Origin of the sequence: Mongoliibacter ruber (assembly GCF_003003005.1) — a bacterium.
GTDB classification, from domain to species: Bacteria; Bacteroidota; Bacteroidia; order Cytophagales; family Cyclobacteriaceae; genus Mongoliibacter; species Mongoliibacter ruber.
Genome location: NZ_PVTR01000006.1, coordinates 268,648 through 284,864, shown reverse-complemented (window position 1 = coordinate 284,864; position 16,217 = coordinate 268,648). Strand labels below are relative to the sequence as shown.

Genomic DNA, 16,217 nt, shown 5'->3' with positions numbered 1-16,217 from the left:
GGTTATTTTAGAAATGGGGTATTTTCCAAGGTTTGATAACCCTTTTTTAACCAAAAAGAAACGAAAATCATGCCTAAGCCTATTGGGAAAAGTGTCGAAGAAAGAAATATCAAACTGAAATAATACGGAATACTGCCGAATTGGCCCCAAATCATTGTGCCCTGTATAAAAAGTATAAGCTCAGAACTTGTAAAACCTAAAGCTAGTATCCACCAACCCCGCTGGGAAGTTGGGTTTGCTGGCATAAGCTTTTTTTGAACGGCTAGGCCTCCAATTCCAAAGGTAATCGCACCCAACAACACAAGGTGGATAAATCCTACCACGAAACTTCGGATATGATGAGACACTTCTAACACATTCGGAATTATCAAAAGCATTTGGATCAAGGCCTTAATGCCCAAACTGATTATCCCTAGAAAAATCACCCAATCTGTCCAATTTTTGGTGTAGTTGAATTTGGTTAAAAAAAGTTTGAAGGCAGGAAATAGTAGCCAATAATAAACGAATCCCTGCAGGATCACTCCCAAAACATTGAGGTAATAAAAAGTTTCCCAAGCTATGCTGGAATATATGGTAGAAGAAAAGGTGAGCAGGAGGGAAAGATTAAGAAGGGTTTGTTTAGTTGAAGAAAAGAGGAGGCCGATTTTACTCTTTTTGAGGAAAAATATTATCATGCCCAAAAGTCCATAAACAAACCAGCCGTTTAATTGAAAATGGAGAAACCACTGTACACTGAGATGATACAAATGATGGGTTTTGCCCAAGATGGCTCCAATCGGTGCAATCGCCCAAAGGCCTAAAGATGAAACAACCATCCAAATCACAGCCCAACGAAGAAGTCGTGTATCCGTGTTTTGGGTGGTTTTTTTCAAGTCCCTTAGAAAATGATAAGCGAAGGCATATGAAATCAAAAGATGTAAAGTTGAAAAAATAATGCTGTAAAGACCGTAACCCTGAAAAGGGAAACTTAGCATCATTCCAAGGTTGGCGATTACTGTGACAGTTAACAGTATCCTATAAGTCTTTAATCTCCTCGAATCCTTAACATAGAGAAAAACCATCATTCCGCTGACCAACAAATACCCCCATCCTAGTAGTGCAATATGTGAATGGGCGTGTAGGATATGTATAAAATCAAAAAAATCAGGAACAAGTCCGATTTGAAATGAGCGCAACAGTAACCCGAAAAGAGAGGCTATCAAGAAAAAGAAAACCGCCCAACTCATCCATGTTTTGGCCAAATGCACTACTGAGTCAGGAGTGTCTATTTCCGGATGTGGAGAAAGGACGGTTTTCATCAATTTAACGGTTATTCATGCTGTTGTACAATTCCTTAGCTTTCGGGAAGAGGATGTTATTTTCCAAATGGATATGTGTGTGTAAATCTTCCTCAAATTCCGAAAGCATCGCAAATGCCACTCGGTATGTCTGACAGCCATCCGTAGGAGTAGTGTAGGCATTGCTCAATTCGGACATCTGCCTGAATCTTTCTCCTTCAGTATCATGCTCATGTTCCATCATGCTGATAGGATTGTCTATATGGCCAAAATGAGGTTGTGAGAGAGGGAACCCATTATCATCTGCGGCCTGCATTGCCTTGATAAAAGGAAATAGAATAAGCTCTTCTTTTTTCATATGAGCGGTCAGGCCATCTGATGCCTCCAAAAAAAGGTCTCTTATTTTAAGCAGTTCGGGGTGGCGGTCACCATGAACTTCAGCAAGTTTTAGCAAATAGGACTTAAGTGTTGGAATGCTTTTTTCTACAAAAGCATGGTGTGTATTTACAATATGGTCAATTAATTCACTCATACCCATGTCTGTGTATTTGACTGACTCAGCCAGAACTGCCACTTCATTCAGGTCCTTGATAAGCTTGTCTATTGAGACCCCGTGTTTTTCACAAGCTGCTTCTAAGCTGATTCCGCCTTTGCAGCAGAAGTCTATACCGTACTCCGTAAATACTTTAGCGGTTCTGAAGTTTTCGGCCACTATTCCGCCCACTTTTCTCTTTGCTATGGTTTCCATGATTTGTTTATTTAAGACTTAATTATCTTTTATTAATTCAAATTTTTTTTAGTGCTTTAAAAAGCTTATCCCTGTATTTACCCTGTCTGCAACGTCTGAAAGACTTGTAGTAAGTAGCATTCCTGCGAGATGTTCCCTTATGGCCTTGAATTTATAATGAACGGGACATGGATGGTCTTCGGAGCATTTTTTCAAGCCTAATGCGCAGCCTGTTAATAAGATGTTACCATCAATGCTCTCGACTAGTTGGGCCAGGTAGATCTCGGATGGATTACCACAGATGGCAAATCCACCATGAGGCCCTTTTACTGAATTGAGCAAATCATCCTTGACCAATGACTGAAGGATTTTTGCTGTAAAGGCCTCAGGAGAGTTGATGGCAGTTGCAATGTCCTTTAGTCCCGCCCGTTGATTTCCTTTTGGGAGGGAGGCGATATAGATCATCGCATTGATGGCATATTTGCAGGCTTTAGAGAACATGTCTGTTTTTATAATAGAAGACAAATATATCCTTTATATAATTAAGGACAAAAATATCTTTATTTAATTTTCGAAAAGACCTCAAGTCTTTTCGAAATCACAGGGTATTCTGTTTTATTGATTCTACTGGTATGAAACCGGGCATAAATAAAAATTAAGATTCAAATTTAAAGGTGACTTCGGTTCTTAACCTCATGGAAAATAATCAGCAATATTTTTTTAATTCTCAAATTCATTTATATTTGGTTTATAAAATAAACTACTTTATAGATATGAAAGCAACAATTTTAACTTCAATTATGCTGATGATCTCTTCACTGGTCATTGGGCAAGTTTCCTCGCAGGAGGCTATTAAAAAGCTTGATTTTCTTTTGGGTGAATGGGAAGGCCAAGCCAAAGCGGTCACAGGACCTGGACAGGTTCAGGAACTCCATCAATTTGAATCGGTTGAATTGAGAATGGGAGAAAAGATGCTTTTTATGGAAGGGAAAGGGTATCAGGAAAATGAAATGGTTTTCAATGCGGTGGGATTGGTTACATTTGATGAAGGAAAGCAAGAATATGAAATGCAGAGTTGGTTAGCTACCGGCGAAAAAACCAAAGCCTATTTTAAGGAAAAAGGCGACAAGTTTTTTGAGTGGGGTTTTGAATTACCCAATGGTAAAATCCGCTATTTTATAAAGCTTGATGAAAAAGGTAGATGGAGCGAGTCAGGAGAGTTTTCTCCAAATGGGGAAGTATGGTACCCAAGTTTTGAAATGTTACTATCCAAAATTGAAAAATAATGAATCAGTCATCAGAGTGGAATGAATCCCAAAGTATTCAGCTTATCCGGTCTATGATCGAAGCAACGAAGTACCAGGTTTATGAAGAAAAGTTTCTGTATTTTCTTTGGGGTTATGGAGTGATCATTGCCGGATTATCACATTATGTGCTTGGGTATATAGTTGGATTTGAGCATCCATATGTTTCATGGCTCTTGATGCCCGTATTGGGCTTGGTAAATTTCGGCTACATGAGACAAAAGCATAGCGGAAATTCTTCTCGGAGTTGGGCAGCTAGGGTTCTCAAAGGGATTTGGATAGGTATGCTGTTTGGGATTTTATGTGTGGTAGCAGGAGGCTTTGCTATAGGTTGGCATGCGGTTTATCCATTTTTTATGATCTTGTATGGAGTAGCCGCATTTGCTACAGGAACAGCTTTGGAGTATAAGTGGCTAATTATTGGCGGATTCATAAGTTTGGTTATTGGAGGGGTTGCTTTTTTTCTGGTTTTCCAATTTCAATTGATTTTGCTTGTGGCAGCTGTTTTCATGAGTTTTGTACTGCCAGCACATTTGATGCAGAAAAAATAGATGGAATTTAAAGACCTTGATCCCTTATTGCACAATCAGCTGCGCTTGGCGGTCATGTCTATTCTATTGAATAGGAATGAGGCTGAATTCACTTACATCAAAGAGAAAACCGATGCTACAGCTGGCAATCTAAGCGTTCAAGTAACAAAATTGAAAAAAGCGGGGTATTTGATTGTCAATAAAAGTTTCAAAAATAATTACCCTTTAACTACCTGTAAAATCACCAAAAAAGGGATTGAGGCTTTTGAAGCTTATGTCAAAGCACTTGAGAGTTACATTCAAAAGGGTTGATCATTTAGACTTTAAAAATTCTATTGCTTTTTCCATAACAGGATCTTTATCAGTCAGGTAATCCTCTAAGGATTTACTTACCAATATATCAGGCTGGATCCCAATTCCAACAAACTCTCTTCCATCCGGATAGGTATCCTCCTTGGTACATATTCTACAGGACCCGCCTCCGGGCAATTCAAAAGAATAGGGTTGTCCAGTGCTGCCGAAAGTTGGTTCTCCAATTTTGGTCATGTGGCTCTGTTTATCTGCAAAAATCAAGAAATCCTCTGCCGCCGATGCGATATTGTGACCAATCAAAATCACTGTAGGCACTACAATCCTTTGATTTTTAAGGAGATTTTGATCCTCCTTACTTACGGTGTCCGGATAGTAAGGGAATTCATAAAATAACTTGTCTTTAAATGCAAAATAATTCTTCTTTGCATCCGGACTCCCTTGAATTGCATTTTCATTTAAGTACCTGCCCCAGGCTTTGAATGTCGGAATATGTTTTCTACTGAAACTTTTGGACCCGTACATCAAGGTGTCATTGGTCAAAGATTGGAAAATCACCAATCCGATAGGTGTGTCGCCTCCTCCATTTTCTCTTAAATCAATTATCAGTTTTTTTGCTTTTTGGAGCTCAGTGCTGTTTTCGTAAAAAGCACCGGATGTTTCCCATGTAGAAAAAGTGTTTAAAGCAATGTAGGCAATATCCTTATCTATCCACTTTAATTCAAAAGGATCTCTTCTGAATTTGGTTGGGAAAATTTCTTCTTCAGATTTTTCTATGGTTAATGTCACGTTTTTGACTTTTTGATCAAGAAGTAAAAATTCTATCTCATACCTAGTACCCATATAGCCTTCAAGAAGATATTGGGTCCCCCAATCTTCCAAAATATGCTCAGTAGATGAGGAAATATTGGGGATGACTTTTTCTGTTAAGTACACTCTGGTTTTTAGGCCATTCACTTTGACAATCTCAGAACCAATGGGTATCTCCTCTTTCTTTCCTTTATTGACTCCCGTTACAATAGCTTTTCCTTCGATATTCGAAAGTTGGATGTTGAACTCTCCAAATTCTGTTGATGATATGTTTTCGGAAATGTTTCGTGGAAAATACACATTGGTGTGTCCATCTTTTAAAAATGAGCAGAATCTTTGAAGCAGACGGTAATATTCATAATCATTTTCAGTTTCCTGTACTTCTAGGATGAGCTTTCTATATAGGTTGTCCCATTCAGTCCTGTCAATCTTGTTTAAATAGACGAAGTTGTAATTTGCTTCTTGCCAAAATTTGGAAAAGCGGTCACAGGACCTGGACAGGTTCAGGAACTCCATCAATTTGAATCGGTTGAATTGAACCTATGAGAAACCTGCCATGATGCTGGATATTATATCGCCGAAAGCATATATCAATTTATCCCGAATCGCTTCGCTTTCGGGATCTCCGTTTTACTTCGATATCGCGGAGCATATCTCCAGCAATCTTTCCGGCCAAATTAAAATCAAAAACTTCGAGGTTTGAAAAAAACCTCAAAGGTTGGCAGCCACCTGACCTTTGAGCCCCGATAGTTGGAGTTCAGAACCCCGAAGGCCTAAAAGTGAAATAAGTAAAGGTTTCACGCAACGGACGCAACGATAAACGCAGCGCTCGCAGCGAAAAAAATAAATCCGCATTTAAAGTATATCCCTCGTTGTGATCGTTGCGAACCTCTTGGCGCTCGCTGCGTGAAAAAAACAGAATCTTCGAGGTTTGAAAAGACCTCAAAGGTTGGTCAAAACTACCTGTAAACTCTTCGCCCCATGCGCTCCAATCACCAAGGATTGCTCGATATCTGCGGTTTTGGAAGGGCCGGCAAGAAACAGCCCAAACCCGGATGGTTGGTTTCCGATTTTGTAGTAGGCGGCATGCATATTGTCCACGAGAGATTTTTCGTCCAAGACTATCACCAAGTGCTCTGTGATAAATGGCAATGCCCTTAACCCCATATTTTCATCGGTCAGCCAAATCGCACCGTTCTCCGCTACTCCAAATTGTCCTTTGATAATGGCCACTTCCACGTCTGCCAAATCATGGGCATCTTGTGGTAAATCCAATGTGCCTAAGTCCTGAAAGGATTTGGAAAGATCAATGATTTTGGTAAATCGGTTGATTTCCAGAAACTCATTCAGTTGAGCTTGATCGATCACCTCTCCTTTATTTCCTTTTATGGATTGAATAAAGGCCTCTTTTAAATTGATATTCAATTCAAAATCAGGGATTTCAGGCAATGGTTTTTTTTCAGTTGGAATGGCTTTTATTTTTGCTAAAATACTATCTCTACTACTCATGACCTGTTCTTTTTATACCATTCTTTAAATGTTTCTTTTGGTGTTTCGGGCAGATCACGCTGCTTGCCCCAAGTGTTCAATCCCGAATAGGTAATGCTGTCAGGGAGGATTTTCAAGGCTCCCCGCATAATGGCACCGCTAACTTTGTAAGCGAATGGAACAGCAAAAATACCATTGGCAATTTTCATGGAAATACTTTTGGCATTGGTACCCTGGTCCTTTGTGATTTCCTGCCTCCATTCATAGAGTTGCTCGTGGATGTTGATCTTGACCGGACAGACATCAGTACAAGATCCGCAAAGGGTGGAGGCAAATGGGAGCGAACTGTGTTTTTTCAAATCTAATCCCGGAGATAGGATGGAGCCTATCGGGCCGGGTACCACTGAACCATAGCTGTAGCCTCCGCTTCTACGATATATAGGACAGGTATTCATGCAGGCTCCACAACGTATGCATTTCAATGAGTTTTTGAATTTTTCACGTCCCAATTGAGTGGTTCGACCATTGTCCAACAAGACAATATGGATTTGCTTGCCTTGTGCTGGGGAGCGGAAATGTGAATTGTAATTGGTAATGGGTTGACCTGTGGCGGATCGTGCCAATAGGCGAAGAAAAACCCCAAGGTCTTTTCTTCTGGGGATGATTTTTTCTATGCCCATGCAGGCAATATGAACGTCAGCCAAATGAACACCCATATCGGCATTGCCTTCATTGGTGCAGACCACAAATTCTCCTGTTTCTGCCACACCGAAATTGACCCCTGTAATGGCGACTTTCGCTCCAAGGAATTTTTCCCTGAGATGAACCCTTGCAGCATGGGTGAGGTAAGTGGGGTCTTCGTTGCCTTTTTCGGTTTGTAGCTTTTCGTGGAAAATCTCTGATATATCCCTTTTCTTCAGATGAATGGCTGGAAGGACAATATGGCTAGGTGGTTGGTTAAGGAATTGCACAATGCGCTCACCCAGGTCTGTGTCCACTACCTCTACGCCATTTTCTTCCAAAAAAGGATTGAGATGGCATTCTTCTGTCAGGATGGATTTGCTTTTGACGATGGCCTTGCAACGGTGTTGTTGCAGGATGCTTAGGACAATTTGATTATGTTCTTCCGCATCTTTGGCCCAATGTATATGGATGTTGTTGGCTTTGGCCTTTTTTTCAAATTCAACAAGGTAACTGTCCAAATTGGACAGCACATTGTCTTTGATTTGGGAAGCAAGCTCCCTCAACTGCTCCCATTCGGGAATGCTCTTGCTGATGGTGTCACGCTTGTCCCGGACAAACCATAGCGTCTCATCATGCCATTTGGATTTGGCACTGTCTTCCAAAAATTCCGATGCTTTGGCAGGGTGGCTCATGAGATAGCTTCATTTAGTATTTCTGCGATGTGTTTGAATTGTAGTGGATGTTTGTTTCTACGAGCGATTCCTTCCAGGTGCATGATGCATGACATGTCTCCGCCTGTCAGAACTTCTACGCCATGGACTAAATGGTCTTCCAATCGGTCTTTTCCCATCTGTACAGAAAGTGCTTCTTCGGTGACTGCGAAAGTCCCCCCAAATCCGCAGCATTCGTCTTTCCGGGTCAGTTCCACCCATTCCAAACCCTCCAACTGCTCCAAAAGTTGTTTGCCTTTGCTAAAAAATGGCTCGTTACGTTCTGAACAGGACCCCAAGCGCAACCCCCGGTGGCCGTGACAGGAGGAGTGGAAACCAACTTTATGTGGGAAGGAACCTTTGATGTTTTCCACTTTGAGCACATCCGTCAAAAACTCCGTCAACTCAAAGGTTTTATCCTGAATGGCCTTTTGTTCCTTTTCCATTCCAGGTACGGCAGGGACATGTTCCTTGATGTGCAGTACACAACTTCCCGATGGTGCCACGACGTAGTCAAAATCGCGGAAGGTTTCCAAAAAGTGTTTCGTTGTCCCGACGGTTCCCCTTTCGTATCCTGCATTCGCCATGGGCTGCCCACAGCAAGTCTGTGCCATGGGGTAGGTGACTTTGCAACCCAATTTTTCCAGAAGTTCCATGGTGGCAATGGCTACCTTGGGGTAGAATTGGTCGACGTAGCAGGGGATGAATAATCCTATATTTTTATTGAAATTCATGATTCTCTAAGATACATATTATTGGTATTGATATTGGTGAATATTAGATATTCATTGATACCTGCCTGCCATCTTTTGGCAGGTTGGTTCTAGATCTTGGGTGTTATGATTGATTCTAGGGTTATTTTACCTGCCTCCCAGAGGCCAGGTATCCACTAGTATCATTTAGTATCTATCAATATCTTTTTTAATATCCACCAATATCATTTTGGTATCCATCAATATCTTTCTATCTATACCAAAATACTCATTCCGCATTTTTGGAATTTTGAATATCAAAAAATATCGGGGATTGATTATCCTGTGGTGTAAGGTATCTGTAAAAAAGAAAGCGCAGGCTATAATTAACCTGTGCTTTCCCTTAGTTGAATTCATTCAATACCTATCCATCCATGGATCACCCTTTTTCCAATTGCCACCTACTCCCATTTCAAACTGGATAAAGAAGTAAGGGAAATTGTCCAAAGGAGTTCTGCTAAAGTTGGAGAAATTTGATTCCCAAGTATAACCTTCATTGAAAGGTATCCTATAAGCAAATTTTAATCTGAATATGCCAGTAGCTTCTTGTTTGAGCCCTTGAACAGCCACCGAAAAACCGGCCAATAACCCGTCTGAAACATGATTGATGTTCACTGTGGTACTTGGGTTGGCCAGTATAGAACCGAAATCATTATCTGTAGATGGTTTGGAGAGAATTAAATTGGTTTCTGTCAAACCAAGTCCAACAAATGGCCCAATTGTCATATAATCCCATCTGAACAATATGTAATTCAGATTCAAGTTGAAATTGATTGGCCTTCTGAGTAATTCTGAACCCAGAGCTGGATTGCTTCTCAGTTGATTTCCAATCGCAAAATCAAAGCTAGGCTCAATCCTATTCCATCTATAGCTCATTCCCAATCCATAATTTAGGCTGCCTCTTGGGATGTAAGGATAACCGTTTTCAACCAAAAGTCGGTTGATATTACTATGGGAGGAAGTCATAAATGATGGCAAGACCAAGAATAGATTAAACCCCCTGTCCATATAAGGGCCATCTATGGCTGGTAAACCAAACATGCTTTGGCCCTTAACTGTAAATGCCAAAATAGACAAAGTAATTGTAAAAAGAAGTCTTTTCATTTTTCATCTAATCTATCAGTTTCAAAAATTACTTGAAAAATTTTTTTGAAAAAAAAATCAAGAAATTTTCACTCTTTTCAAATCCGGTTTATACTTTTTCAAAGGAAAAAGTGTGTTCAATCATACTTTTTTCTTTGAATAAATGTGGTAAACTTCATTTTTATGAAGGAATCGGATGAGGCTTGAATTCATAATTCAAATAAAAGGCCTACACAAAACCCTCAATTCTATCTCATTTAAAAAGTGGACAAAACTTCTTGAATTAAAACTATACAATTGGTAAATTGACTAAGAAATTGTCAATAAGGGAAAATCATGACTCATTTTCTGCTATAAAGAATCAAATAATTAAAATATGGTCAACCAATTTTTTGCACGTGCCAAGTTTTTTTGTTTGATAGTCCTCCTATCTGGATACTTCGCTTGTTCAGAAGAACCCAAATCCGACCTGATTCAAATCCCTGTTCCCGAGAAGTTTGATGATGAAATTTACCTTGAGGACATTGCCAAGTCGGTAGAAAGAATTCAGTTGGAAACGGTGGAGGGTGCCTTGCTCGGTTATATCAAAGAGGTCAAGCTACTTGATGATAAATTTTACGTTGGTGACAGCAAAATTTCAGTATTTAACAGGGAGGGTAAGTTTGTTGGTCGTTTTGGTAATCAAGGTAGTGGTCCGGGAGAATATGGCATCATAACTTCTATGACTCTGGATTCCGAGAAAGGTTTGGTCTATATAGCTTCTGGAAAGAAAATAATGGTTTACAACAAAGAAGGGGAATTTTTGGAGGAAAAGTCATTCCGAATGTTTGTCAATTATGTGGAGCTTATTAAGCAAACACCATTTATCATGACTGAGGAAATTGGAATTCCTGTAGATGATGGTTTTGCCAATCAGACCAATCTTATTGAACTGAATTCAGACTTGGACGTGTTGGATACCCTTCCTTTTCGAACAGTCTTGTTACATCAAGTCGAAATAGGTGGCTATCCATACAGGCACTATTTTTCAGATAATGGAGAAGGAGTATTTCTTTACAAATCAGTGCTTACTTCTGAAAATATGATCAGGGACACATTATACCGTTTTGTAGATAAGAAGTTTATCCCTTATCTAAGACTGAAATTTGAAAGGCCGCAGTCAATGAAGGAAAGCCCTATAAATGATAGGGGTTATCAGACATTGCTTTTGCATAATATCATGTATTCTGCCAATTATTTGATCGCAGAGTATACCATTGAATGGGAAAAGATGATGTTTTTGTATGATAAACGAAGTTCCAAAGGCTATAACCTCAATGGAGGCGTTTTGGATGAGGATGGAGAACCTTTAATACTATACCCGCTGGACTTGGCCAATGACATTTTTTATTTTGTCAAAAGTGTAGAATACCAAGATGCGACCATTGAAGAAGCAAATCCGGTGATTGGGGTAGTGCAGTTAAAGTGAACTATATGATTTTCTGCCAGAAGACAAAAGATCCTAGAAATCTGATTATTGAGATATTTATTGAAACCTGCCCTCCGAGAGGCGGGTTGGATATTTATAGATATTGGTATTGAAGAGGTTGTTAAAATAACTATGAACCTTTTCTTCAATTTAAAAAATATGCATAAACACATTTTTAAAGTTTGGATCGTTTTCATCATCATGATTTTTGGCTGTTCAACAGCCCAAAATGATGATGGCATCCTTTCGATTGAAATCCCTAAAAATGTCAGCACGGACATCTCTCTTTCTGAATTGTCCGATTCAATTGTCGTGATTCCATTGGAAACTCATCCACAGGCTTTGATTACTTCGATTAAGGATATCTTATTACTTGATGATTATTTGATTTTGTCGACAATAGATAGTCGGGTTTTGATTTTTGACCATGAGGGAAACTTTGTCCAGCCACTCGGGACAAAGGGAGATGGTCCCGGTGAATATAAATATGCGACAACATTAAGTATGGACCAGAATTCCGGAAAAATTTATGTGATCTCCATGAGAAAAATCCTGGTTTTTTCACGGGATTTCGAGTTTTTAGAGGAGAAAAATTTGAATCTTTTTATAGAGTATTTAAAGGTCATCGAGGATGATTTTTACGCAGTCAATCAGGAATATGGAAATGTGGTGGAAGCAGGGGTTGCCAATGAGACTTATCTTTACAAGCTAAGTGAATCGCTTGAGATTGTGGACACGTTGCCAATGAGAAAAGTAGTGATGGAGAAATTAACGGCTTCCAGGCTTGGGTATAGTGATTATATCAGTAAGATCGGTAATGATGTCTTTATCTATACACCAGTCACTACCAATGAATCCTATTTGCGGGATACCCTTTACTTATTGGAGGGAAAATCGTTGACCCCATTTGCCAAGTTGAATTTTCCAAAACCTCATATAGATGACCGGGGCTTCAAGGCATATTATATTGCCAATATGGTGCATTCAAACGCTTATATCAGTTCGCATTACTACCAAGGAAAAAGTGAAATCCACATGATGCTGCACCGCAAATCAGATGGTAAAACGCTCAATGTGAAAGGTGGCTTTTTAGACGAAGTAGGAGAGATTGTTATGTTACGGTCTTTGATTCCGGAAAGAGATCTTTTCTATTATGTAAAAACGGGACAGTTTATGGAAAATGGGAAAGAAGAAGCCAATCCGGTGATTGGAATTTTAAGGTTGAAGTGAGCTAATGGATTTGAGAATTAAATTCTTTTAGTGGATGCAACAAAATTCTATACCCCAACAAATTCCTCAAATTTCTTTCTATTGACCACTGCCGTCTGATGTTCCGGATAGGATTGGAGAAAAGATGCCGGAAATCTTACTTTCTGATCTTTCCATTTGAATTCAAAGGCATATAGGATACCGTCCGCCTCTTCGATGTAGTCAATTTCTGCTTTGTCATGGGTGCGCCAAAAGTAGGAGTTGACAAACTTTTGATTGTACGCATTTTGCTTTAATCTTTCAGAAATCAGGAAATTTTCCCACATAGCCCCTTTGTCCTGGCGAATTTCAGGAAGCGAAAAATTACTGATGAGGACATTGCGTATCCCGTTATCATAAAAGTAGTATTTCTTGCCCTTCTTGATTTCATTCCTTTGATTGCGACTAAATGCGGGGAGCTTGAAAATGACAAAGGCTTTTTCCAATAAGTCAAGGTATTTTTCTACAGTGGTTGTATCTATATTTCCTACGATTTGGGCCAATTCATGGTAACTAACTTCACTTCCAACCTGAAAAGCCAATGCCTTCAATAGTTTTTCGATATGGCTTGGTTTTCGGATGTTGTCTATTTGCAATACGTCTTTGTAAAGATAACTTTGGGCTATTTCTATCAAGATCTCCTTTTCATTCCCGGGATTGTTTACTACCTCAGGATAAAATCCATAAACCAACCTTGAGTCCAACAGTCTTTTGGCCTCAATCAGGGAGGTATGGTTTACTGTTTCTTTGAAGCTAATAGGGTAAAGATGAAAGGTTTTTTTCCTACCCGTTAATGGTTCAGCAGTTTGGTTTTGAAGATCAAAGGCCGAAGATCCTGTCGCGATGATCTGTATGTCAGGCCTATTGTCAAAAATGAGTTTAAGTTTTTTGCCGATTTCGGGAATCTGTTGCGCCTCATCTATGATGACCAATTTGTTGTTGGTCCCAATAAGCTGGATCAATTGGGTACTGGTGATCGCTGAAGTAAAGGCTTCCAAAATATCCGCTTCATCAGCATTGAACCAGATAGAAGGAACATTTATTTGTTTTACAATTTCTTTAAGAAGTGTTGTTTTTCCTACTTGTCTTGGTCCAAGCAGTAAAATGGTTTTACCTTTGAAGCAGGAAGATATGATTTTTTCGTCTAGAGTTCTGGTAATCATTGTTGCGAAATTGAAGATTGAAGATACTGAATTTTAAATCGTAATCGAAAAAATACGCCTAAATTTTCGATTATAATCTAAATATTACGCCTAAATTTTAGATTACGTTCTAAATAATACGCCTGATTTTTTGGATTTCACTCTTATTTTCTACCAATAAATCTGAAAAATTAACCTCGCCAAAAAATATCCTTCTATCCCCCGAAACAGATCCCATAAAAAATCTGATTTTTTGAAAAATAGTATTGATTTCCATCAAAGTTTCTGATACATGATATAAGCATTCGTCATTCCTAATTGCAAATGGTTAAAGGCTTCCGGAATTTCCCCAATGATTTTAAATCCCAATTTCTCCCACAACCTTACAGCTCCTTGATTACTTTTCACCACAATGTTAAACTGCATGGCTTGATAGCCAAGCCGCCTGGCTTCTACCAATGAGAATTCTCCCATTGCCATACCTACTCCTTTTCCCCTTGCAGATGGCAAGGTCAGATACCCGGCATTGGCGATGTGGGACCCCAAGTCAGGTTGATTGTCTTTGAGAAATAAAGTCCCGACCACTTCACCATTTATACAGGCAACATAGGTATGCTTGTCCGCTCCACACCAAAATGCCAACATCTTCTCCCTAGAACTGTCGGGACTAAATGCAATAGTGTCACCCCCATCGATTACCTGTCTGATGATTTCCCATATTTGGTTGTATTCTGTGGGTGCTGCTTTTCTGATTGCTATCATTTGCCTTAGTAAGCTTTAGTCCTATTTATCAAGGGTATAATTTTCATAAAATTTGCCAAAAAAAAATAATTTAAAGAAGCTTGAAACAAAATATATCTTTCCCTAAACATTTCTAAAAGTATAAAAAGTAAAAATATTCTTAGTTACCCCTCATATATCTACTTTATCCCGAATCGCCTTGCTCTCGGGATTTACGCTACAGCTTCGATCTCAACCCTAATTTTATAATACTCTTTGCCCGCAAGTTAGGCTCTATTGATCAAACTAAATCTCTTGTTATTAATGCATTGAATTGCTATCTTTCAATTATAACTTCCATAACTAGAAACACCAATCATGAAGAACATATATATTGCCTTAATTTTTATGGGGATCGGTATTTTGGTAAAACTATTCCCGAATTTAATTGCAGGTTATAGTACCCTGTCCCAGAGAGAAAAAGAAAATGTAAAGGAAAATGGCTTTCCTACTTTTATGATGTTTGGATTTTTTATCATGGGGGCAGTCATCATAGCTGGGTATTTCATAGCCATTTGGCTAGACAAACCAGCTTTAAATGACAGTTTGGGTATTTTTGTAACTTTAATAGGTGCGGTGGTTTTTGTGGTTGCCGGACAATGGTTTAGAAGATGAGTGTAATAATTAATATGATTATCCGAAATTATGCCACTAATCAATTAAACGAGAGTTTTTTTGTAAAGTGATACTAATAGATATTGGATACTTATTGATATTGGTTCGAAATCAGAGGTTAATTCTATAAATTAGATTCTACTGGTATTAAAGCGGATATACATAATAATTAATATTAGTTTTAACTATGATCTCAATATTATGAAAAAAGCAGTTTTAGTTATTTTAGGTCTTTTGTGTGGTTTTTCTTTAGCCGCTCAGACAGAAAAGGGAAAGTTTTTGGTAGGTGCAGGAACTACCTTGGGAATCAGTGATGGAAGTTACCTGATGAGTACAGCATTCACCTCTTCAACATTTGAGTTTGAAGATGGAACCACAATCACCAACAGGCAGACCAGTTTCATTTTTTCGCCCAAAGCAGGTTATTTTTTCTTTGACCATTTTGCTGCAGGGATTGACTTTGCTATATCCCACACCAATTCGACAAATACTACCACTTCAGACTTCAATATCGATTCTAAAATAAATTCCTTTGGGGCAGGGCCATTTGTTCGGTACTATATTCCGAAAGGGAAGATTTTGCCTTTTGCAGAACTCAGTTCCTTATTTGGCACAAGAAATCAGAAAGCAGAGGTCTTTGGTGCTGATTCTGAAACCAGATATTCGGTTTCCAGTATTGGCGGTGGGCTTGGAGTCGCTATCCTGCTGGGAGAAAAGAGTTCAGTGGACTTGGTCGCGAGTTATAATTCTACCAATCTTAAAGAACAGGAGGACAATTTTAAGAATACCCAAAATACCCTGGGTCTAAAGATTGGCTTTACAATTTTTCTTTAAATGAAGTGTAGTTGATCTTAAATATCAAATTCCATTATTATGAAAACAAATTTATGGAAAGTAATGATTGTTCTTTGGTCTTGTCTCTGGTTTATTTCTTGCACCAACGATGATTTGAATGGGGACATTTTATTGGAATGTGAAAGCATAGATCATATTAGTGATTTACCTTGGTTACAAGCAAAGTTTGAGGAAATTAAATTTGATTCATTAAGTGGAATCATTTTGTACCAATACAATTCCAGAGAGGTAATTGAAATTCAATCTTCATTGATGAGTTCTACCAACCAATCCCAGTATTACTGCGATGGAAACAAGCTGGATTTGGATGATCCTTCAGCATATCAGAGTTTTTTGACCAACCGGCTTGAGTTGAAAATTCTCCATGGCATTGATTTGTGGGGGAAATAGCCTTACGCGATAAATTTTCAGCTTGATGGGGCCGTATTTTTATTG

At 38.9% G+C, this 16,217-nt stretch carries 18 protein-coding genes; 8 read left to right on the top strand and 10 right to left on the bottom strand.

Features of this window, described 5'->3' with window-relative positions; genetic code table 11:
* Positions 1-2 precede the first annotated feature (2 nt).
* Genes CLW00_RS11905 through CLW00_RS11895 form a run of 3 tightly spaced genes read right to left on the bottom strand, consistent with a single transcriptional unit; the run spans position 3 to position 2,505 of the window.
* Positions 3-1,298: a hypothetical protein gene (locus CLW00_RS11905; RefSeq protein WP_106133902.1), complete on the bottom strand. Its 1,296-nt coding sequence runs from the start codon at positions 1,296-1,298 to the stop codon at positions 3-5.
* 4 nt (positions 1,299-1,302) lie between these two features.
* Positions 1,303-2,025, bottom strand: coding sequence for an iron-sulfur cluster repair di-iron protein (gene ric / locus CLW00_RS11900; protein WP_211300192.1), 723 nt, complete (start codon positions 2,023-2,025; stop codon positions 1,303-1,305).
* Between the two features lie 48 nt (positions 2,026-2,073).
* Positions 2,074-2,505, bottom strand: a complete 432-nt coding sequence (locus CLW00_RS11895) for an RrF2 family transcriptional regulator (RefSeq protein ID WP_106133901.1) — start codon at positions 2,503-2,505, stop codon at positions 2,074-2,076.
* Positions 2,506-2,777: 272 nt separating this feature from the next.
* Here CLW00_RS11895 and CLW00_RS11890 point away from each other — a divergent pair, with 272 nt between their 5' ends.
* Genes CLW00_RS11890 through CLW00_RS11880 form a run of 3 tightly spaced genes read left to right on the top strand, consistent with a single transcriptional unit; the run spans position 2,778 to position 4,150 of the window.
* On the top strand, positions 2,778-3,290 hold the full coding sequence (locus CLW00_RS11890; protein ID WP_170073218.1) for a DUF1579 family protein: 513 nt from the start codon (positions 2,778-2,780) through the stop codon (positions 3,288-3,290).
* Positions 3,290-3,859: a hypothetical protein gene (locus tag CLW00_RS11885; RefSeq protein WP_106133899.1), complete on the top strand. Its 570-nt coding sequence runs from the start codon at positions 3,290-3,292 to the stop codon at positions 3,857-3,859. The genes CLW00_RS11890 and CLW00_RS11885 overlap by 1 nt, the downstream gene beginning before the upstream one ends.
* The gene (locus CLW00_RS11880; RefSeq protein WP_106133898.1) at positions 3,860-4,150 is read left to right on the top strand and encodes a winged helix-turn-helix domain-containing protein; all 291 of its coding nucleotides are present in this window, start codon (positions 3,860-3,862) and stop codon (positions 4,148-4,150) included.
* Here CLW00_RS11880 and CLW00_RS11875 read toward each other — a convergent pair whose 3' ends face one another.
* The 5 genes from CLW00_RS11875 to CLW00_RS11850 all read right to left on the bottom strand — a co-directional run bounded on the left by CLW00_RS11875 (position 4,151) and on the right by CLW00_RS11850 (position 9,695).
* Positions 4,151-5,473 (bottom strand): S41 family peptidase, encoded by a 1,323-nt coding sequence (locus CLW00_RS11875; protein WP_106133897.1) that lies wholly within the window; start codon positions 5,471-5,473, stop codon positions 4,151-4,153.
* Between the two features lie 426 nt (positions 5,474-5,899).
* Positions 5,900-6,466: a LutC/YkgG family protein gene (locus CLW00_RS11870; protein WP_106133896.1), complete on the bottom strand. Its 567-nt coding sequence runs from the start codon at positions 6,464-6,466 to the stop codon at positions 5,900-5,902.
* Positions 6,463-7,821 carry a lactate utilization protein B gene (locus CLW00_RS11865; protein WP_106133895.1) on the bottom strand — a complete coding sequence of 453 codons (1,359 nt, stop codon included), beginning with the start codon at positions 7,819-7,821 and terminating at the stop codon, positions 6,463-6,465. The genes CLW00_RS11870 and CLW00_RS11865 overlap by 4 nt, the downstream gene beginning before the upstream one ends.
* Positions 7,818-8,573, bottom strand: a complete 756-nt coding sequence (locus CLW00_RS11860; protein WP_106133894.1) for a (Fe-S)-binding protein — start codon at positions 8,571-8,573, stop codon at positions 7,818-7,820. Before CLW00_RS11860 ends, CLW00_RS11865 begins: the two co-directional genes overlap by 4 nt.
* 375 nt (positions 8,574-8,948) lie before the next feature.
* Positions 8,949-9,695 (bottom strand): hypothetical protein, encoded by a 747-nt coding sequence (locus CLW00_RS11850; RefSeq protein WP_106133892.1) that lies wholly within the window; start codon positions 9,693-9,695, stop codon positions 8,949-8,951.
* A 355-nt stretch (positions 9,696-10,050) separates the two neighbouring features.
* Between CLW00_RS11850 and CLW00_RS11845 the strand changes: the two genes are divergently transcribed.
* Positions 10,051-11,142 (top strand): 6-bladed beta-propeller, encoded by a 1,092-nt coding sequence (locus tag CLW00_RS11845; RefSeq protein ID WP_106133891.1) that lies wholly within the window; start codon positions 10,051-10,053, stop codon positions 11,140-11,142.
* 159 nt (positions 11,143-11,301) lie between these two features.
* Positions 11,302-12,372, top strand: a complete 1,071-nt coding sequence (locus tag CLW00_RS11840; RefSeq protein WP_170073217.1) for a 6-bladed beta-propeller — start codon at positions 11,302-11,304, stop codon at positions 12,370-12,372.
* A gap of 47 nt (positions 12,373-12,419) precedes the next feature.
* Here the strand turns inward: CLW00_RS11840 and CLW00_RS11835 are convergent, their stop codons facing one another.
* Both CLW00_RS11835 and CLW00_RS11830 read right to left on the bottom strand, forming a co-directional pair.
* Positions 12,420-13,553 (bottom strand): ATP-binding protein, encoded by a 1,134-nt coding sequence (locus tag CLW00_RS11835; protein ID WP_106133889.1) that lies wholly within the window; start codon positions 13,551-13,553, stop codon positions 12,420-12,422.
* A 255-nt stretch (positions 13,554-13,808) separates the two neighbouring features.
* A complete protein-coding gene (locus CLW00_RS11830) occupies positions 13,809-14,294 on the bottom strand; it encodes a GNAT family N-acetyltransferase (protein WP_106133888.1) in 486 nt (161 codons plus the stop codon).
* Positions 14,295-14,630: 336 nt separating this feature from the next.
* Here CLW00_RS11830 and CLW00_RS11825 point away from each other — a divergent pair, with 336 nt between their 5' ends.
* The 3 genes from CLW00_RS11825 to CLW00_RS11815 all read left to right on the top strand — a co-directional run bounded on the left by CLW00_RS11825 (position 14,631) and on the right by CLW00_RS11815 (position 16,172).
* Positions 14,631-14,927 carry a DUF3784 domain-containing protein gene (locus CLW00_RS11825; RefSeq protein WP_106133887.1) on the top strand — a complete coding sequence of 99 codons (297 nt, stop codon included), beginning with the start codon at positions 14,631-14,633 and terminating at the stop codon, positions 14,925-14,927.
* A gap of 201 nt (positions 14,928-15,128) precedes the next feature.
* On the top strand, positions 15,129-15,761 hold the full coding sequence (locus CLW00_RS11820) for an outer membrane beta-barrel protein (RefSeq protein WP_106133886.1): 633 nt from the start codon (positions 15,129-15,131) through the stop codon (positions 15,759-15,761).
* Between the two features lie 39 nt (positions 15,762-15,800).
* Positions 15,801-16,172 (top strand): hypothetical protein, encoded by a 372-nt coding sequence (locus CLW00_RS11815; protein ID WP_245917257.1) that lies wholly within the window; start codon positions 15,801-15,803, stop codon positions 16,170-16,172.
* Positions 16,173-16,217: the final 45 nt, after the last annotated feature.